This window comes from Paraburkholderia kirstenboschensis (assembly GCF_904848585.1).
GTDB classification, from domain to species: Bacteria; Pseudomonadota; Gammaproteobacteria; order Burkholderiales; family Burkholderiaceae; genus Paraburkholderia; species Paraburkholderia kirstenboschensis.
In genome coordinates this window covers 13611-30916 of sequence record NZ_CAJHCR010000021.1, presented here as the reverse complement: position 1 = coordinate 30916, position 17306 = coordinate 13611, and the positions used below count along the sequence as shown (strand labels likewise).

The window sequence follows — 17306 nt, the reverse complement described above, 5'->3', positions numbered from 1 at the left end:
TTACTGGTTAACAGACGGATGTGGTGCGCCATTCGCCCAGGGCGAGAACGGCGTAGGGATGAGAATCTTGTTTTCCTGGTTGAGCACCAGCGGCTGGACCTTCGCGGCGTATGCCTTCCATTCGGGATGCGCAAGGAGCCGTGCGCGGCGCGCGGCTCGGTCCTGCAGGTCTTCATAGGCCCACAGATGGACCACCTGATTCAGCACGCCGAGTTCGCTGGTGAAATAGCCCACCAGGTTGCCGAGAATCGGCCGCTGGATGGCAAGGCCTTCTTCCTGATACATCTTCACGTACTGCTGGGCCTTGCCGCAGTAGCAGGTATAGATGCGCTCTTCAATGATCATCCGTCGTCTCCAGGGCAAGCTTTTGCTATAATTCCTAAAACTGTAGAGCTCTAGTCCTATATAGGACATCCTACGAAGCCACTGATGCGATGTCAATCGAGGGTAATCACCAGGCTCCCGTGAATCTGATGCGCCCAGTAAAGTGGGGCAATGTCCGCGCACGGTCGGGCGCATGAAAGAGACGTATATGGACCACATCAACGATCAAACGACGGTTCCGGCGCTGCGATTGCCGCAGCAAAATGGAGTGCCGAAATACCTGCTGCTGCGTAACTATCTATCCGACGAGATCGCGAGCGGCCGGCTGGAGGCTGGTGCAAAGCTTCCTCCGGAAGATGCGCTTGCGGAAATGATGCAATTGAGTCTTGGCACCGTGCAGCGCTCCCTGCGCATGCTCGTCGACGAGGGCAAGCTGGTCCGCAAGCACGGTACAGGCACTTTCGTCGCGGATGGATCGACGATGATGCATGCGCCGTTTCAGCACTGCCGGTTCATCGACGAAGCGACGGGACAGTTGTTGCCAATCTTTTCGAAGGTAGTGCGGCGGCGCGCGGTGAAGGAGCGCGGCCTCTGGTCTACGCGGTTGCTGGCGGCGAGGCCCGTGTGTATCGAGCGGTTGTTTTCCATCGCCAATGAATTCTCGATCTACACGCACCTGTACTTCGACGCCGACGTGTTTCCCGAACTCGCAACCCTCGATACGGAAAAACTGAATGGCGCGAATTTCAAGGATCTGCTTGCTCGCGAGTTTCATCACCCACTCACGAAGTTCAGCGAGCAACTCACGGTACGCGTCTTCCCGGCATACGTGTGCAAGGCTTTGCGTCTGAAGGCGGAGACCTCGGGTGCCGTGCTGGAAATCTTCGCCTACGACCGACGCGGCGAGGTCGGGTATTTTCAGGACCTTTATATTCCGCCCAACAGCCGTCCGCTACAGATCAGCTGAGTCCGGCGTTTCGTGAATGTCTTGAGCATCGCCTCGGGGTGGTATGAAAGCCCGCCGGTGACGGAGAAGAATGCTTTGCGTGCGGCTGTCACATTAAACTAAACGCTTTATTTCGTTCATCCCCTCGCGACGATTCGTTCGACCCAGTCTTTAAAGTTCCCTCCGTTAGGAACAGGCGCGACAGCACACGTACTGGCAGGAAGAAGCCGGGCCGGCAGGCAACCCACCGCTCACCGTTTGGCGAGAGGCCTCCGCCGGGAACGATGCCGTGTACGTGAGGATGGTGCGTGAGCGCCGAGCCCCACGTGTGCGGCACGAGTGTCGCGCCGATCTGCGCGCCCAGATGCTTTGTGTCGGCGGCGATGGTTGGGAGGGTATCGGCGGCAACATCGAACAGCAGGCCGTAGAGCACTGCCTTGTTGAACCAGGCGATAAACGCTTAAGGCGGTATCGATCGCTTGTGCAAGCGTGTTCTGTCGGTTTATCCCGGAGGTTCGCAGGTAACTTTCTGCCACCCGCCCCGTCGCAAACGCGGCGCTTGATGAAATGCGTGTAGTAGCTGTGAAGCACGCCGACGCGACAGGCCGGCACAGTTCGCTCGGTGTTCTGCATTTCGACAGCGGCGGGGCCACATGATTGCCCTGAACCCCGAAGAGGGTACTTACTGGGGGGCGGCGCAACATTGTCTTCTATCGACGTGATCTGCAGCCCCCAAGGTTAAGAGATGGCGTGGATAATACTCGCGCCTGAAATCCGCGACGACTTTGACCGTATCTTCGATTTTCTGTGCGAGCATGCCCCCGAGACCGCGTCGACCCGCATTGATGACGTTGTTCGGTTCGCTGGACGCTCTTCAGTCCGGTCCGCAAATGGACGACCGGTCAGCGCTGCGAGCCCGCTGCGAGAGTTGGCGTTTTCGAATGGAACTCACGGCTACCTTGCGCTTTACAGATGCGTCGCGGAGCTGGATCTTGTGCTCGTCGTCGCAATCCGCAGCCAGCGCGAATTACCATACCGACGCTTGAGCAGCTGACGAGGATGCCCAGAGGCGGAGCGCATGGTAAGTACGGCAGAAGGCCGACCTCTGGTCGCGTGGCGCGACAATTGAAATAATTAAAGTGATCACCCGTTTGTATGTAAGAGCAATATGAGAATGTCGTGTTCTAGCAAGATACAAATGTCGTGTTTTACAACTGGCAAGCTGGCGGTTCACTGCAGCACTGTAGGAGCCGTCCATGAAGTCAGCGACGCTTGTGACACTGAACATGCGCGAACAGTTGGGCCGGGCAGGGACTTCAAGCACGAGCGGGCAATTGTAGGGATCGCCTTAATGCGGGGAGCTTTCGCAGAAGCTGAATAGGCGATGTCGCGAAAGCGCTTGTCAACCGTTGGTGCGGGTAGAGTCGTCGCTGTTCTGGCGACATAGTCAGAGCGGAACAGTCGTTCCGTCATTCCGTCAAAAGTTCTGCATGGGCGCGTCCGAGCCTGAAGAACCTCCACTGCCGGATACATCAAGAACTACTGCCTTCACAGAACTAGCCCGCACTCTTGCAGCGGTCGTGAGAAATTTGTCCCGTCTCGGTCAGCGCCTGGTTGCATGCCGTGCATGGCGCTTGGTCCGCGATAGCGCTCGCGTCAGGAAGACACGTGCGCCATCAAACCATTGATGGCCCGGATGGAAGCGGATTGAAAATCCCGCCTTTTTCACTACACGCGATCCGTCCGCGCGAGATGGACCTCAAGTCTGTGCAAGCCGATCGACAGCACGAATGTCATCAGCCAATATGCTGCCGCAATCGCCAAGTACGGCTCCCAATACCGGCCATACGCCCCCGCTACTGTGCGCGCCGCATAGGCCAGCTCGGCGAGTCCGATCGCGGACACCAGCGAAGTATCCTTCAGAAGCGCAATCATGTTGTTGCCGAGCGCTGGCAGCATGCGCCGGAACGCCTGCGGGATGACCACATAACGCATCATCTGCATTTGCGTGAGACCCAGTGAAAGGCTTGCCTGTCGTTGCCCAATTTCAATAGACTGGATGCCGCCACGGAACACTTCCGAAATATAGGCTGCGGAGTTCAGCGTCAGCGCAGCGACGCCCGAAATGAGTGCGCCGTAATCCTGCTTCAGCGTGCGCGCGAGGTCGCCTCTAATCAGCAATCCGGTAACCGGATGGATAAAGAGCGGCATTACTGCGAAATGCATTAGCAGAATCTGCACGAACAGCGGCGTGCCACGAAAAAAGCTGACGTAGACCGTAGACGGCCAGCGCAAAAGGTAATGGCACACGGCCTTCCACGGCTCGTGCCGCGCGTCGGCGAGTCGCGCCAGCGCGATCAGCAAGCCGAGCATGCAACCCATCAGTACACAGGCCACTGTCATACCGATGGTGACGAGCGTGCCTTGCCAGAAAAGCTGCTTGTACTCCGTAAGAATGTCCGGGCGGAACCAACCGAACCATACCGTCGGGTTGCTGTCTTCCATGCTTGCCTTTTAGAAAGCGAAATGCATCGCGGCGAGATCGTCGTGCGTCCCGCACGACCGGGCCCTCGCACGCGTCACTGCGGCTTGAAATCCTGATTGAACCATTTCTTGTAGATCTGGTTGTAGGTGCCGTTCGCGCGAATCGCGCCAAGGCCGGCGTTGATCCTCTCGAGCAGCGCCTTCTCGCCCTTGCGCACGACGATGCCATAGTATTCCTTCGGAAAATTGGCGTCTTCGACGGTCTTGAGGCCGGGGTTCTGCGACACGCGGTAAGCGATGACGCCGTTGTCGCCGATCGCGGCATCGACGCCACCCGAAGCCAGTTCGGAAATGATGAGCGGCGTGCTCTCAAAGCGGCGAATATTCGGATTCGTTTTGCCGACTTCACGGCTCATCACGTCGTCTGCCGTCGAGCCGCTGACCACGGACACCTTCTTGCCGTCGAGATCTTTCAGCGATTTCACGGTGCTGCTTTTAGGTACGGCAATCAGTTGCCGTGCATCGAAGTACGGCGCCGAGAAGTCGAAGCTTTGTTTGCGCTTCTCGTTGATCGTCACGCCGGAGATTACGAGGTCGACGTCGCCATTGTTGAGCGACGCGAAGATGCTCGTGAACGGTGTGTTCACGATACGCAGTTTCATGTGCTGCTGTTTGGCGACGGCATCGATAATGTCAATGTCGAAGCCCACGATCTGCTTGTCCTTGTTCTCGAATGCGAACGGTGTGTAGGTGGCGCTGGACGCCACCACCAGTTCGCGGTCTTGCGCCTGCGCGCCGGCCGTTCCCAAAGCGCAGAACGCCACCGAAGCCAGAGTGAGGATCAACTTCTTCATAGCTGCATCGCCCGATAAGAAAAGCAGGATTATAGGGTGAACGCGGCAGTGTCCAATTTTCCGTCGGACATGCGGCGAGCCCGTGGTGTAGAAGCGGCACCTCCAACCTGTCTTGCAGGAGTGGTAGTCGGAATTTGAGCGGCCTCAACTGTACTTTCCAAGCGGATTGACCTCCGCACCGTTACGAGCGTTATTGAAATAGTCAACCACGGTTATGCCGCATCCGGCGAAGGCGACGCTCGAGTGCCGACGCGTTACGCCCAGGCCGCCGGTGGTCAAACGAACTTGACAAGCGGTAGGAGACCGGCGCCGGATGCTTCGAGAAACGCGACAGGCAGATTTTCCTTCTCGCGAGTTGCAATCACAGAGGCGCTAGCCGTGAGCCTGGCTCATAGGATCACAGGAGGTGGTTCGCTGATAGAGGCGAGGATTGTCACGAAGCGGAATGTCCCACGCCATGAAATCCTCAGGTAGGTGGTACTCAGGGTCGACCGTTTGCGAAGCTTCGGTCCGCTCACGCTGTCGCATCCTCGTGGCGCGCATCGTTACGACCTCTTCAGTCCAAAGCTGGGGCGACGCCTGACGCTTTATAGCGCGCAGCGCTTTGAGGCATGACTATGCTCGAAGCGGATGATCCGCACGAACGCTTGGCGCCGATATGCGATGCGACGCAGGCGGCTGCCGCGTCGGGAAGGTGTTGAGTGCTTCACTCCTTGACGCCGGCCAGCGGGGAAGGCATCACTCAGCGCTCCGGTATTGCAGGCAGTGCATATCGTTTGGCGCAGAGCGTTACGTATCAGATGTCCGGTGAAAACCGCTGTCCCGCCGCCGACAGAGTAGCGAAAAATCGATAGTGAGAACGAGTGTCATATCGAACAGGGTCGCATAATCGGGCACCGTCGTCGACGGAAGACTGAAGGGGCACACTTTGACATTTGTCGGGAAGATTCCTGTCCATCAAAATCTCTTGGTGCTTGACCCGTGACCTACCGGAGCAGAACTGTCAGATGCCTTCTTCCACAGAGACCGTTTCCAGCACTGCGGCGAGAATCATTGCTTCGACGTTTCGTGGTATAGGTTGAACACGTCTGGGCCGATATACGGCGTCGCCTCTTGCAATGGTCTGGCCACTCAGGGAGCAGACCCCGACTTTCTTCGCGACGCAGCGCCGCCATAGCTGTGCGCCGTAGAAGCAGGAGGTCGAGTCGCTCCACGCAACAGTTGCCGAGGTCGGACTATCACGTTCGATGAGCCGGATGACACATTTCCCAAAGTAGCTATCACCGCGCATCGGGCGGACACGACTGGTCACAATGGGCAGATGCATTTCGCCTTCGCCCGACAGGAGGGCTATTGTTGATTGCCTCGCTCTGTGTTCTTCAACGGGGGCTTGCATGAGTTTCCACCGCGCAGGACGACCTTATTGCCTTCGGCCTCGACCGTGATGTGCTGTGCTGTGCGTCGACTTCCGCGTTGCGCTTGAGCGCGTCGTCGATCTTGCGCTTGAGGTCCTCCGGCTCGACCTTCGGGTTGATCTCGATCTCGTTCGTCAGGCCGGTCACGCCGCTCACCCGCAGCGCCGTGTCGGCCGCGCGGCGGCGCTGATAGTCCCATTCGACTTCGCCCTTCAGCGTCACGTGTCCGTCCCTGACGACTGTCTTGATATCTTCCGCCGCATAAGGCACCTCGGCCTTCAGTTCGGCAATGATCTCGCGCACGATCTCCGGATCGGGCCGCTTGTTGATCAGCGGCAACCGCACCTCCAAATCGTTTGCCGACCCTCGCACGCCGCGCACACGCGTCGCGTTGTCTTCGGCCTTGCGCCTTTGCCGGAAGCTGCGCGCGAAACCGGACGATGTGACCGCGCCGTCCCTGACCGCAACCCCGATATCTGATGGATCGATGTCCGGATCCCACATCAGTTCGTAGTCCACGTCCCGCTTGATGTCGTCGTCGGTTCTCATCGCTGCTCCTCCTTGGCTTGCTGAGGGACTAACGCGTGCACGCGGGCCACGCGCGGCGCCGAGCGCATCCGTCCAAGGTAGGACAACGGTAGGGCCGCGCGGTGCAGATTTTCTTCCGTTCGCCTGCGCAGTTTTTGCGGAATGCTGCCGTACGTTTACAGCTGAAAGCCGCGCAGCAGGAGCGCAGGGATCCGACACGTCTTTGCAGGAATGAGGAAGAAGTGCAACCGGCAAGAGCCTAGTCTTGATGCCATCGTCATCGGGTCAATGGACACGTGACGAGATCGGCGTCATATCTTAGCCTGCATACGTGTTCGGGATCGCAATGATCGGCAGGCTCCATTCGAGCGTGACGCCTTACCCAGGCCGCGATGGGAACATCGATCGGACCTCGCACGCCCAACAAGGAGACATATCATGGCTGGGAGCGGCAATCGCGTCATAACGTTCATGGGTCCGATGAAGATGGAGCTGCAGACTTTCGACTATCCGAAGCTGGTCACGCCGACAGGCAAGAAAGCCAATCACGGCGCTATCCTCAAGATCGTGACGACGAATATCTGTGGCAGCGACCAGCACATCTACCACGGCCGCTTTGCCGCGCCTAAGGGGATGGTGATGGGACATGAGATGACCGGGGAAGTCATCGAGGTCGGGCCGGACGTCGAGTTCATCAAGAAGGGCGACATATGTTCGGTCCCGTTCAACGTCTCTTGCGGGCGCTGCCGAAATTGCAAGGAGCGGCATACCGATGTGTGCATGAACGTCAATGACGCCGTCGATTGCGGCGCCTATGGCTTCAATCTCGGCGGCTGGCAGGGTGGCCAGTCCGACTACCTCATGGTGCCTTACGCCGATTGGAACCTGTTGCCTTTCCCGGACAAGGACCAGGCGATGGAGAAGATCCGGGACCTCACGCTGTTGTCGGACATCCTGCCGACCGGTTTCCATGGTCTGATGGAGGCCGGCGCCAAGGTTGGCTCGACGGTCTATATAGCCGGGGCAGGGCCGGTAGGCCGGTGTGCCGCGGCGGGCGCTCGCCTGATCGGCGCGTCCTGCATCATCGTGGCCGATACCAACCGGGCGCGGCTGGACCTGCTGAAGAATAATGGCTGCGAGGTGGTCGATCTCACTAGGGACACGCCGGTGGCCGACCAGATCGAAGCGATTCTGGGCAAGCGGGAGGTGGATTGCGGCGTGGATTGTGTCGGGCTGGAGGCGCACGGCTGTGGTCCGGAGGCGAACACCGAGCACTCGGAGGCGGTGATTAACACGCTTATCGAAGTAGTGCGGGCCGGTGGGGCGATGGGCGTCCCCGGCATCTATACCGACGCCGACCCGAAGGCGAGCACCGATCTGACGAAGAAGGGCAAGCTTCCCATCGACTTCGGCAAGGCCTGGATCAAGTCGCCGAAACTAACGGCGGGGCAGGCGCCGATCATGCACTACAACCACGACCTGATGATGGCGATCCTGTGGGATCGGATGCCCTATCTTAGCGCCATGCTGAACACTGAGATCATCACGCTGGAGCAGGCGCCTGAGGCGTACAAGACGTTCAGCGAGGGCTCGCCGAAGAAATTCGTCATCGACCCGCACGGCAGCGTGAAGAAAGCCGCATAGAGCCTGCAGACATACGGGGCGCTGGACTGCTCCTCCCGTTCAGGCGCCCCGATCCGTCACATGAAGCGGGTGAGATAACCTGAGGTGTCATCGCCTCGCGAGGGCGCCGCAGATAGATCCGTAACATCACGCCGGAACATGGAGCAGGAAATCTTGGCAAGCAATCGCGGCGTCGTCTATCGAGGTCTCGGCAAAGTCGCCGGCGAGACCCTCCCTTACCCGCAATTCGAGACCGCGCTCGGGCGCAAGCTCGATCATGGGGTCATCCTGAAAGTCTATTCGATCGATATTTGTGGCTCGGACCAGCATAGAGTGCGCGGCCGTACGACTGCGCCCGTCGGCATGGTCTTGGGGCGCGAGATCACCCGCGAGATCTTCAACCTGCTCAGGTTTCCTGACAAGGAGCAGACGAAGGAGAAGATCCGCGACCTGACGGCGCGATCACTGCCGGAGCGCGGGCCAGACGGTTAGCCGCACGCGAAGCGGATTTCTAAGCGAAAGCTCATCATAGGAGATCGAAACATGACGAATGAAACTCTCAAGGGACTGAAGATCGCGATCCTGATCGAGGATGGATTTGAGCAAGTCGAAATGGTCGAGCCTCGTAAGGCGCTCGACGAAGCCGGCGCCGAGACGCGCATCGTCTCGCCCAAGAATAAGCACGTCCGCGCTTGGAATTTCACGAAATGGGGAGACGAGTTCCCGGTCGACGTCGTCCTCGACCACGCCAAGCCGCAAGATTTCGACGCGCTCCTGCTGCCGGGCGGCGTCTTGAACCCGGACGCGCTTCGGACGGAGCCGAAAGCGGTGGCTTTCGCAAAGGCTTTTTTCGATGACGGCAGGCCGGTGGCAGCGATCTGCCACGGCCCGTGGACCATCATCGAGACCGGCGCGGCGCACGGCCGGCGCATGACCTCGTGGCCATCGCTCAAAACCGACCTTAGGAATGCCGGAGCGGACTGGGTGGATCAGGAAGTCGTCGTCGACCAAAACCTGGTCACGAGCCGCAACCCCGACGATATCCCCGCATTCAATCGGGAAATGATCAAGCTGTTCAGCACTGCACGCGGGCGGCGGCATGCTGCGTGATATCGCGGGAGCGCAAGCGAGAACATGGAACTACGCCGGTTCGGTTCCACGATGCGCGCCGTCGCGGTAATCGGCGTGCTTGGCTGACATTCTATTTGCGAATCGTTGGAGAGCAGACGAACATGAAGACAGTAGTCGTAGCAGGCGCGGTCGGAGTTATCGGACGCGGAGTACTCGCACACTGTGAAACCAAGGGCGTCGATCTGGTCGCCGTTTCCCGACGCGCGCAAGGTATTTGGCGGTTGACCTATTGGACAGAGAGTCCTGCGAGGCGCTACTTGCACAAGTGCGGGAAGCGACGCATCTCGTGTTCGCAGCCTATCAGGAGAAGCCGACGCCTGCGGAACTGGTCGAGGTGAATCTGCGAATGTTGAAGAACATGGGTAAGGTCATGGAGAAGCACGCGCCGAACCTGCAGCACGTCACGCTGATGCAGGGAGGCAAGGCATACGGCGTGCATATTGGCCCGATTCCGTCGCCCGCGAAGGAGAGCGACCCGCGCCATATGCCGCCGAACTTCTATTACGACCAGGAGGATTTTCTTCGGGAAAGTTCATTCGGCAAATCGGGCCGAGTCCAAAGTGCATTCACGATGCGAAATTTAATCAGTGAGTTTCACCCGTCGGAATGCCCCAAGTAGCGCAAGGTCGTAGCCAATCTTGAGCAAACCACAGGCGACAAGCGGAGCGCCGGTCCAGCCCATAGCCAGCAGCGCGCCGGCCAGCGTGGGACCGAGCGCCGAAGCCAGACTTCTCGGTACTGCCGTAAAACTTGCAGCTGCCGGGCGCTCGGGCGGCGTCACCACCGCCATCACGTAAGCGGTCCGGGTTGGTACGTCCATCTGCGACAACGCGCTGCGCACGAGCAGCAGCGCCAGCGTTAGTGCCAGGGAAGGTGCGAACGCTGCGGCAATCAGGCAGAGGCTGGACGGGATATGGGTGAACACCATCGTGTTCAGCAAACCGATCTTGCGAGCCAGTGGCACGGCAGCGAGCTGCGACCCTGCGGTCAGCAGACCCGCCCAAAAGAAGAACTCACCGGCTGCGCCCAGCGAAAGGCCGAAGCGCTGCATCAACCACAGCGAGAGCAACGAGTTCACGACTAGGCCGCCTGCAAATGCGTCCACGCTGAAAAGCAGCGCAAGGCGCGTGACGATCCCGCGCGACGGACCTAGCGGTGCAGTGCGGGACCGTTCGTGCGCCTGCGGTTCGGGCAATCGGCGATAGAGGAACCACAGCGCGATACCGGCCAGCGCATAGACACCGAACATCACCCGCAGGGCTGCGAGCAGTGGCAGGCCGGCATGCGCGACGAGCACCCCCGGGATCGCTGCCGCCAAAGCGCCTACCGCGGCGGACACCGCGCCAACCAGACTGTAACGGGCGAATAGCGCCGTGCGGGCGTCGCCAGTGGCCGAACCAGCGAGACGCGCCAGTTCCAGCGGCAGAAACAGGCTGACGTCCCCGGAACTGGGATTCAGTGTTCCGACAAACGCGACGAGGAGTAGCGGCCACAGTGCGGACAGTCCGGCGAAGCCCATACCCGTCGCGGCCATCAAGCCTGCCGCCAGGGCGAGCATGCGACGCAGCGGATGGCGCCCAGCGAAGAATCCGACCAGGATCGTCGCCACCGCCGAGCCGATCAGCGTGACACTGCTGACCAGCCCCACGTCCAGTTGGCTAAAACCGAGCGTCAGCAGGTACGCCGGCAGCAGCACGGCGACAAATCCGTCGCAGAAGCCGCGTACCCCACGACCGATGAGCAGAGGCAACGCGCTTGGGTCCGCCCCGGCGGGCAGCATCAGGCGTGAGAGCGCACCGCGACCCGCGATCGGGGCCGCTGTCCTAGGTGTGCGCATCGCCCTGACACCACGCATACAGCGCGTCATACACAACCATGCCGTACCGCAGTTGTTCGTGATCGTCGTCGAAATTGCGCGATAAGCCCACGGAAATCGCATAGAGTCCGCTTGCTTCGGGCACGAGGTCGAGCCGGCTGGTGTCCGCCCCGCGCACGATCTGCTCGAGTTTCAGCAGAGCCGGGTCGGTCAGCTGATACTTCTGCAGGAACGCGTCAAAGCTGCACAACTCGCCGTGATGACCCAGTTCGACGTTCGGCACGTCGTAGGGAATGGCACCGGTCTCCTGTGCCACGCGCAACACGTCATCACGCGGCACATAAATGAACTCGGCTTCCCTGTCGATGAAGTTGACGATCAGCCATGGACAGGCGATCCGGTCGACCTTCGGGCGTTCGCGCGTGATCCATTTCATGGTGTTCTCCGTGCATCAGTGGTGTGCGAGCGGTCCTCGCTCAATCGTCGTCCTCGCCCGCGTTGGTGGCAATCACCTTTCCGCCTTCGTCGATGAGCAACTCTGCTTCTGGTTGCCAGAACCCAGCGCGACGGCATAGCGAGTCGTGCCCTTCGCGGTCTGCCTTTCGAGTTCGCCGACACTGCGGCCCTGAGCCTGCTGCTCGCTCGTTGCTTTGACGGGCGCCGGTACCTGCGCGAGGCCGACGGCTTCCTGATAGCGCATCGAACGGTTTCCCCTTGCACCCGGCTCACGAGGCCTGCAGCCAGCATCAGACTGGCTAGAGCCAGCGGATGAATACGAACCGACATGACATGCTCCCGGTTGTATGGCGATGCGCCGTCGACCTTGATCAGAGGCCCAGTGCGTGTGAGCGGGCTGCACGGCGAAGCCGTGAGTGACGGGCGAGAGAGGTATGTATCCGTCGTGGCTCAGGTCAACCGACGCCGAGATTCAGAACCCGGCGGCAACGACAGTTGAATTCACCGTCGGCAAGGCATTGAAGGATGCCGTGAAGGGTGGCTGAGGCAGCGACGCCGCTTCGCACATATCACGAGCCGCGGGCGAACACCGTCATTCGTTCAACAATCCATTCCAGCAGTTGCTCCGCTGCAACCGAAAGCGGTCTGCGCGCTTTGACGAGCACCCGAGCTTTGGCGGTCTCGAAGATCGGGTGTGAGATCGGCAACGCCACCAGTTCTCCCGCATCGATTTCCCGATAAACAGAAAACGCGCTGATGAGCGTTGCCCCATTGCCGCGCGTCACGAACTGGCGCAACACCTGAAGCGAGTTTGTCGTGAGTGTCGGACGGATGTCGAGGTTTTCCGCGTAGGCGAGCATGTCAACGATCTGCCCTAGACCGAACGCTGGCGGCATCAACGCAAGCGGACAGGCGAGCATCTCGTCGACGGTGACCGGGCCGCCCCGCACCGCAAGTGGATGCTGCGCATTGACGAGCAGCACCACCGGCATTGGCGACGTCGCCCGGTATTCGACTTCTGGATGCGCTGGCGGGTTGTATGCAAGGCCAATATGCGCGCGGCTCTCGATAATTTCGTCGAGGACGTTGTTGACCGGCATTACGTCCACCACGACGTCGAGCTTCGGGTACTGCGTACAGAATTCCTGCAGCACTTCTTCCATCAAGCCGTCGATGTAGCCTTCGCTGATGGCGAGCCGGATATGCCCACGTTGCAACCCCCGCAACGCCTGCAGGCGATCTTCCAGTTGCTCCTGCTGCGCTTGGCATCCGCGCCAGTACTCAAGCACATGGGCCGCCGCTTCGGTTGGCCGCACGCCGCGCGCGCGCCGCTCGAAGAGTGTCGCGCCCACTTCTTCTTCCAGAAGGCGGATCTGCCGCGTGATCACGGAAGCCGCCGTGTTGAGACTGTCAGCGGCGGCGCGTATTGAGCCGTGCGTAAGCACTTCGTGGAAATATCGCAGGCGCCGCTGATTGAGTTCGCGCATCCGTTAGGTTTGGTGAGTGTTGCCTGAACAGCAACGATAGCAAACTTCAGTTGCTCTTGCTCGCTGGTTTTTGGCTATCGAACATGGCTCACCCCAAGTACCACGGAGAAAGCCCTTGTCCGCCATTTCTTCCACGCTCGTCGCTGAGCGGCATGCGAACCTCTATCGCAAGCTCAACTGGCGCCTGTTGCCGTTCCTGCTGCTGTGCTATACGTTCGCGTACCTGGATCGCGTCAACATCGGTTTCGCCAAACTGCAGATGCAAGCCGATCTAGGCTTCTCCGACGCCGTCTACGGCCTGGGTGCGGGTATCTTTTTTCTTGGCTACGTGTTGTTCGAGATACCGAGCAATCTGCTGCTGCCCCGGATCGGGGCGCGCAAGACCATCAGCCGCATCATGGTGCTGTGGGGCATTACGTCAGCGGCAATGCTGTTTGTGCGCAACGAGCCCGTGTTCTACGCGATGCGCTTTCTGCTCGGCGTGTTCGAAGCGGGTTTCGCACCGGGCATGATTTTCTATCTCACGTACTGGTACGGCCGCGCGCGTATGGCGCAGGTGATGGCGATTGTCATGCTCGCCGGACCGATCGGCGGCATGTTCGGCGGCCCGCTCTCGACCTGGGTTATGACTTCGTTTTCCGGGGCGCACGGTCTCGACGGCTGGCAGTGGATGTTTCTCATCGAAGGGCTGCCGTGTGTGATTCTGGGTGTGCTCGCGCTGTTCGTCCTGGACGACCGGCCCGCCGACGCGAGCTGGCTTAGCGACGACGAAAAGCACCTACTTGCCTCCGAACTCGACACATCAGGTTCGCATCATTCGTTTGCGCAGGTTGCGAAAGACCCGCGCGTGTATCTGATGGCGGTGCCTTACTTCTGCTTTATCTGCGGCATCTACGCGGTGAGCTTCTGGCTGCCCTCCATCATCAAGGCGGCGGGCGTCAAGGACACGATGCAGATAGGTCTTTATTCCGCCATCCCCTATCTCGCCTCGGCCATTGCAATGACGCTGATAGGTCGCAGTTCGGACCGGCGTGGTGAGCGTCGCTATCACAGCGCGATCCCGGCGCTGATGGGCTCGGCGGCACTCGCGCTGGCAACGTTTTTCGGCGATCAACTCTCCATTGCGCTCACTTGCATCACGATCGCCACGGCGATGATGTGGGTCGCCTACACGGTGTTCTGGGCGATGCCCTCCGAGTACCTCAAGGGTGATGCGGCATCGGGAGGCATCGCGCTCATTAACACGCTCGGGCTGATCGGCGGCTTTCTCAGCCCAACGATCATCGGCTGGGCGCAGACGGCCACCGGTAGCCTGCATGCCGGCTTATACGTGATGGTCGCGCTTCTCGCAATCGGCGCTCTGGTGCTGATCGCGATGCGCCCGGTGCGGGGCAGCTAACTTCCCATCCATGCGCTAGTCGCGTTCAAATCAGAAAACGAGGTTTTCACTTGTCCACCATTCTCATTGCAGGCTTCCAGCACGAAACCAATACGTTCGCGCCGTCGCAAGCCACCTATGAAAATTTCCAGCGCGGTGAAGGTTTTCCGCTGATGTCGCGCGGCAACGACGTGCTCGCGCTGCGCGACGTGAACATTCCTGCGGGCGGCTTCATCCGTTCGGCCGAAGCGCAAGGGCATGTTCTCGTGCCGGTCATCTGGGCAGGGGCGAGCCCCTCCGCGCACGTCACGCGCGACGCGTTCGAACGCATCGCCGGAGAGATCGTCGACGCGGCACGGACGCACGTCTTCGACGCGGTGTATCTGGACCTCCACGGCGCGATGGTTGCCGAGCACGTCGACGACGGCGAGGGTGAATTGCTCGCACGCGTGCGCGAAGCCGTCGGCACGGATGTGCCCATCGTCGCTTCGCTCGATCTGCATGCAAACGTCACCGAAGACATGCTGCGTCATGCAGATGCGCTGGTCGCCTATCGCACCTATCCGCACATCGATATGGCCGAGACAGGCGCGCGCGCCTTTGCGTTGCTCGAACGGCTACTGGCAGGCGAACGCCTGCAGCACGCATCGCGGCGGCTGCCGTTCCTGATTCCGATCAACGGCATGTGCACGATGCTGGAACCCTCGCGCGGCATGTACGCGAGCGTCGCGGCGCTCGAACAGGGCGATGTCGTATCGGTGTCGTTCACACCCGGCTTCCCAGCGGCGGACTTTCCCGAATGTGGTCCGGTGATCTGGGCGTATAGCAACGGGCCCAAAGCCGCCCAAGCAGCGGTGGATATGCTCTATCACCGCATGATCGACGACGAGGCCGCGTGGCGCGTGCCCTTTCTTTCCCCCGATGAGGCCGTGCGGGAAGCGATACGGCTGTCCGCCGATGCATGCCGCCCGGTTGTCATTGCCGATACGCAGGACAACCCCGGCGCGGGCGGCGACGCGAACACCATGGAGATGCTGCACGCACTCGTGCGAAATGGGGCGAAGGGCGCGGCGTTCGGCCTGATCTACGATCCAGCCGTGGCGCTCGCCGCACATCGCGCGGGGTTGGGCGCGCGGCTCGAATTGTCGTTGGGAGGACAGTCGCGCGTGCCAGGCGACCGACCATTCGACGGTGCTTTCGAGGTCGTTGCATTGTCTGACGGACACCTGCGCTATGACGGCCCGATGATGAACGGCATGCAGGCCGAACTCGGCCCCGTGGCGTGTCTGCGCGTCGATGACGTGCTGATCGCGGTAAGTTCGAGCAAAGCGCAAATGCTCGACCGCAATCTGTATCGCGTGGCTGGCATTCAGCCCGAGGACATGAAGATTCTCGTCAACAAGAGTTCGGTGCATTTCCGGGCGGATTTCGAGCCGATCGCCGAGGCGATTCTCGTGGCAAAGGCGCCCGGCCCGATGACGGCGGATCCCGCCGATCTGCCATGGACGCGGCTCGCGCCCGGCATCCGCATGAGTCCCGGTGGAGAAGCCTTTGCCGGTTAGCGAAGTGCGGGCACAACTACGCGTGTCGATGTTGGCTTCCCCGCGCCGTGTGTCTTCACGTCATTCCGTAAGGTCCCACAGCATACCGGCCCCGCTATTGCAACAGAACAGCGCCGGCTTTACGCATCGCTTGTCTACGCCGCGGCGCGCGTAAGCGCCCGCCGTTTTGCAAGGGTCTCGTAAAGAGCGCGTACGCCGAATCGCCAAGGCGCGATTTCGGTTGACAACTGCACGGTGTTGACAAGTGCGCCGAGCTCCGGTGTTGCAATCGTAACCTTGTCCCCGAGGTGATGCGTGAAGCCGCTGCCCGGAGCATGCCGGTCTTCAATTGGAGAGAACATCGTGCCGAGGAACAGCATGAAGCCGTCTGGATACTGGTGATGCGGCCCGGCCGTCTGGGCGACAAGTTCCTCTGGATCGCGGCTGATCTCGCGCATGTGGCTCACGCCGTCGAGAATAAATCCGTCGTCAGCGCCTTCTATCCTGAGCGACACGCTGGCCGCCCGGACCGAGTCCATGGTGAAGCGTTCATCGAACAACCGAATAAAAGGACCAATCGCGCACGAGCCGTTGTTGTCTTTCGCTTTGCCGAGCAGCAACGCACTGCGGCCCTCAATGTCGCGGAGATTGACGTCGTTGCCGAGGGTCGCGCCGACGATCGTTCCGCGGCTGTTTACCGCCAGCACAATTTCTGGCTCGGGATTGTTCCAGCGGGACGCTGGGTGCAGCCCAACATCCGCGCCGTAGCCGACCGCCGACATCGGTTGAGACTTGGTGAACACCTCTGCGTCCGGGCCAATGCCGACCTCCATGTATTGCGACCACGCGCCGCGCCGTTCCAGTTCCCGCTTCAGACAGTCGGCAGCTGCCGTGCCGGGGCGAATCCTGGAGAGATCAGTGCCGGTCAGTCGCGCGATTGTCGCCCGGACCGTGTCGGCTTGAGTCGCGTCGCCGTTAGCCTGTTCTTCAATGACCCGTTCGAGCAGGCTCACGGCAAAAGTCACGCCGCATGCCTTGATGGCCTGAAGATCGCACGGCGCCAGCAATGCGCGGGCGATGTTCTCGACGGGACCGAGCGCCTCGCCCTCGACATGATGCGCAAACTCGACGAGGTCCACGCGCTCGAACAGATCGGAGGTCGTCGGCGCCGACGCCGTGATGTCGAAGACCTGACCGGCACGAACAACGACGACCGACGGCCCGTCTATCGGCGCTTTTCGCCAGATGCGTCCGACCAGCAGAGCGTCGGGCAGGTCAGCAGGTACGAAATGCGGAAGATCGTTCGAAGTCATGGAGGCCTTG

19 protein-coding genes and 1 pseudogene are annotated in these 17306 nt (G+C 60.5%); 9 read left to right on the top strand and 11 right to left on the bottom strand.

From position 1 onward, the window contains the following. Complete coding sequence (locus JMY24_RS32910; protein ID WP_128585683.1) at positions 1-345, bottom strand: NIPSNAP family protein; 345 nt, start codon at positions 343-345, stop codon at positions 1-3. Positions 346-532: 187 nt separating this feature from the next. Here JMY24_RS32910 and JMY24_RS32905 point away from each other — a divergent pair, with 187 nt between their 5' ends. After that, positions 533-1291 (top strand): GntR family transcriptional regulator, encoded by a 759-nt coding sequence (locus tag JMY24_RS32905; RefSeq protein WP_164853360.1) that lies wholly within the window; start codon positions 533-535, stop codon positions 1289-1291. Positions 1292-1460: 169 nt separating this feature from the next. Here the strand turns inward: JMY24_RS32905 and JMY24_RS32900 are convergent. Next, positions 1461-1730: pseudogene (locus JMY24_RS32900) on the bottom strand (transposase); the annotation flags it as partial. A 285-nt stretch (positions 1731-2015) separates the two neighbouring features. Here JMY24_RS32900 and JMY24_RS32895 point away from each other — a divergent pair. Next, positions 2016-2324: a type II toxin-antitoxin system RelE/ParE family toxin gene (locus JMY24_RS32895; RefSeq protein WP_128593956.1), complete on the top strand. Its 309-nt coding sequence runs from the start codon at positions 2016-2018 to the stop codon at positions 2322-2324. A 674-nt stretch (positions 2325-2998) separates the two neighbouring features. Here JMY24_RS32895 and JMY24_RS32890 read toward each other — a convergent pair. The 4 genes from JMY24_RS32890 to JMY24_RS32875 all read right to left on the bottom strand — a co-directional run bounded on the left by JMY24_RS32890 (position 2999) and on the right by JMY24_RS32875 (position 6572). Then, positions 2999-3775 (bottom strand): amino acid ABC transporter permease, encoded by a 777-nt coding sequence (locus JMY24_RS32890; protein ID WP_201703640.1) that lies wholly within the window; start codon positions 3773-3775, stop codon positions 2999-3001. Between the two features lie 74 nt (positions 3776-3849). After that, the gene (locus tag JMY24_RS32885) at positions 3850-4608 is read right to left on the bottom strand and encodes a basic amino acid ABC transporter substrate-binding protein (protein ID WP_128589725.1); all 759 of its coding nucleotides are present in this window, start codon (positions 4606-4608) and stop codon (positions 3850-3852) included. A gap of 1003 nt (positions 4609-5611) precedes the next feature. Continuing rightward, positions 5612-5899, bottom strand: coding sequence for a DUF3331 domain-containing protein (locus JMY24_RS39705; RefSeq protein ID WP_413231287.1), 288 nt, complete (start codon positions 5897-5899; stop codon positions 5612-5614). Positions 5900-5987: 88 nt separating this feature from the next. Beyond that, a complete protein-coding gene (locus JMY24_RS32875; RefSeq protein ID WP_236597632.1) occupies positions 5988-6572 on the bottom strand; it encodes a BON domain-containing protein in 585 nt (194 codons plus the stop codon). 417 nt (positions 6573-6989) lie between these two features. Between JMY24_RS32875 and JMY24_RS32870 the strand changes: the two genes are divergently transcribed. The 4 genes from JMY24_RS32870 (at position 6990) to JMY24_RS32855 (ending at position 9924) form a co-directional block, all read left to right on the top strand. Then, positions 6990-8195: an alcohol dehydrogenase catalytic domain-containing protein gene (locus JMY24_RS32870; RefSeq protein ID WP_201703638.1), complete on the top strand. Its 1206-nt coding sequence runs from the start codon at positions 6990-6992 to the stop codon at positions 8193-8195. 138 nt (positions 8196-8333) lie between these two features. Then, a complete protein-coding gene (locus JMY24_RS32865; RefSeq protein ID WP_128593953.1) occupies positions 8334-8666 on the top strand; it encodes a hypothetical protein in 333 nt (110 codons plus the stop codon). Positions 8667-8717: 51 nt separating this feature from the next. Further along, positions 8718-9284 carry a type 1 glutamine amidotransferase domain-containing protein gene (locus JMY24_RS32860; RefSeq protein WP_201703637.1) on the top strand — a complete coding sequence of 189 codons (567 nt, stop codon included), beginning with the start codon at positions 8718-8720 and terminating at the stop codon, positions 9282-9284. Positions 9285-9591: 307 nt separating this feature from the next. Further along, positions 9592-9924: a Rossmann-fold NAD(P)-binding domain-containing protein gene (locus JMY24_RS32855; RefSeq protein ID WP_201703635.1), complete on the top strand. Its 333-nt coding sequence runs from the start codon at positions 9592-9594 to the stop codon at positions 9922-9924. Here the strand turns inward: JMY24_RS32855 and JMY24_RS32850 are convergent. From JMY24_RS32850 to JMY24_RS32840, 3 genes are all read right to left on the bottom strand, one after another. After that, positions 9886-11172: an MFS transporter gene (locus tag JMY24_RS32850; RefSeq protein WP_128593951.1), complete on the bottom strand. Its 1287-nt coding sequence runs from the start codon at positions 11170-11172 to the stop codon at positions 9886-9888. The genes JMY24_RS32855 and JMY24_RS32850 overlap by 39 nt on opposite strands. Then, complete coding sequence (locus JMY24_RS32845; protein ID WP_128593950.1) at positions 11129-11557, bottom strand: chromate resistance protein ChrB domain-containing protein; 429 nt, start codon at positions 11555-11557, stop codon at positions 11129-11131. The genes JMY24_RS32850 and JMY24_RS32845 overlap by 44 nt, the downstream gene beginning before the upstream one ends. A 72-nt stretch (positions 11558-11629) precedes the next feature. Further along, a complete protein-coding gene (locus tag JMY24_RS32840) occupies positions 11630-11821 on the bottom strand; it encodes a hypothetical protein (protein ID WP_128593949.1) in 192 nt (63 codons plus the stop codon). Between the two features lie 172 nt (positions 11822-11993). Here JMY24_RS32840 and JMY24_RS39285 point away from each other — a divergent pair, with 172 nt between their 5' ends. Beyond that, on the top strand, positions 11994-12122 hold the full coding sequence (locus JMY24_RS39285) for an HU family DNA-binding protein (RefSeq protein WP_268960830.1): 129 nt from the start codon (positions 11994-11996) through the stop codon (positions 12120-12122). A gap of 24 nt (positions 12123-12146) precedes the next feature. On the opposite strand, the gene JMY24_RS32830 is transcribed toward JMY24_RS39285, so the two are convergent. Then, the gene (locus JMY24_RS32830) at positions 12147-13064 is read right to left on the bottom strand and encodes a LysR family transcriptional regulator (RefSeq protein WP_128585613.1); all 918 of its coding nucleotides are present in this window, start codon (positions 13062-13064) and stop codon (positions 12147-12149) included. Positions 13065-13179: 115 nt separating this feature from the next. Between JMY24_RS32830 and JMY24_RS32825 the strand changes: the two genes are divergently transcribed. Continuing rightward, entirely contained in the window at positions 13180-14463 is a 1284-nt protein-coding gene (locus tag JMY24_RS32825) for an MFS transporter (RefSeq protein WP_128593948.1), read from the top strand. Between the two features lie 50 nt (positions 14464-14513). Then, a complete protein-coding gene (locus JMY24_RS32820) occupies positions 14514-16004 on the top strand; it encodes a M81 family metallopeptidase (RefSeq protein WP_128593947.1) in 1491 nt (496 codons plus the stop codon). Between the two features lie 134 nt (positions 16005-16138). Here JMY24_RS32820 and JMY24_RS32815 read toward each other — a convergent pair whose 3' ends face one another. Then, the gene (locus JMY24_RS32815) at positions 16139-17296 is read right to left on the bottom strand and encodes a fumarylacetoacetate hydrolase family protein (protein ID WP_128593946.1); all 1158 of its coding nucleotides are present in this window, start codon (positions 17294-17296) and stop codon (positions 16139-16141) included. Positions 17297-17306 lie beyond the last annotated feature (10 nt).

What these genes read in the sequence shown, in the direction of transcription:
- JMY24_RS32910 (WP_128585683.1), bottom strand. Translation starts at nt 345, where the DNA reads ATGATCATTGAAGAGCGCATCTATACCTGCTACTGCGGCAAGGCCCAG.
- JMY24_RS32905 (WP_164853360.1), top strand. Translation starts at nt 533, where the DNA reads ATGGACCACATCAACGATCAAACGACGGTTCCGGCGCTGCGATTGCCG.
- JMY24_RS32895 (WP_128593956.1), top strand. Translation starts at nt 2,016, where the DNA reads ATGGCGTGGATAATACTCGCGCCTGAAATCCGCGACGACTTTGACCGT.
- JMY24_RS32890 (WP_201703640.1), bottom strand. Translation starts at nt 3,775, where the DNA reads ATGGAAGACAGCAACCCGACGGTATGGTTCGGTTGGTTCCGCCCGGAC.
- JMY24_RS32885 (WP_128589725.1), bottom strand. Translation starts at nt 4,608, where the DNA reads ATGAAGAAGTTGATCCTCACTCTGGCTTCGGTGGCGTTCTGCGCTTTG.
- JMY24_RS39705 (WP_413231287.1), bottom strand. Translation starts at nt 5,899, where the DNA reads ATGCGCGGTGATAGCTACTTTGGGAAATGTGTCATCCGGCTCATCGAA.
- JMY24_RS32875 (WP_236597632.1), bottom strand. Translation starts at nt 6,572, where the DNA reads ATGAGAACCGACGACGACATCAAGCGGGACGTGGACTACGAACTGATG.
- JMY24_RS32870 (WP_201703638.1), top strand. Translation starts at nt 6,990, where the DNA reads ATGGCTGGGAGCGGCAATCGCGTCATAACGTTCATGGGTCCGATGAAG.
- JMY24_RS32865 (WP_128593953.1), top strand. Translation starts at nt 8,334, where the DNA reads ATGGAGCAGGAAATCTTGGCAAGCAATCGCGGCGTCGTCTATCGAGGT.
- JMY24_RS32860 (WP_201703637.1), top strand. Translation starts at nt 8,718, where the DNA reads ATGACGAATGAAACTCTCAAGGGACTGAAGATCGCGATCCTGATCGAG.
- JMY24_RS32850 (WP_128593951.1), bottom strand. Translation starts at nt 11,172, where the DNA reads ATGACGCGCTGTATGCGTGGTGTCAGGGCGATGCGCACACCTAGGACA.
- JMY24_RS32845 (WP_128593950.1), bottom strand. Translation starts at nt 11,557, where the DNA reads ATGAAATGGATCACGCGCGAACGCCCGAAGGTCGACCGGATCGCCTGT.
- JMY24_RS32840 (WP_128593949.1), bottom strand. Translation starts at nt 11,821, where the DNA reads ATGCGCTATCAGGAAGCCGTCGGCCTCGCGCAGGTACCGGCGCCCGTC.
- JMY24_RS32830 (WP_128585613.1), bottom strand. Translation starts at nt 13,064, where the DNA reads ATGCGCGAACTCAATCAGCGGCGCCTGCGATATTTCCACGAAGTGCTT.
- JMY24_RS32815 (WP_128593946.1), bottom strand. Translation starts at nt 17,296, where the DNA reads ATGACTTCGAACGATCTTCCGCATTTCGTACCTGCTGACCTGCCCGAC.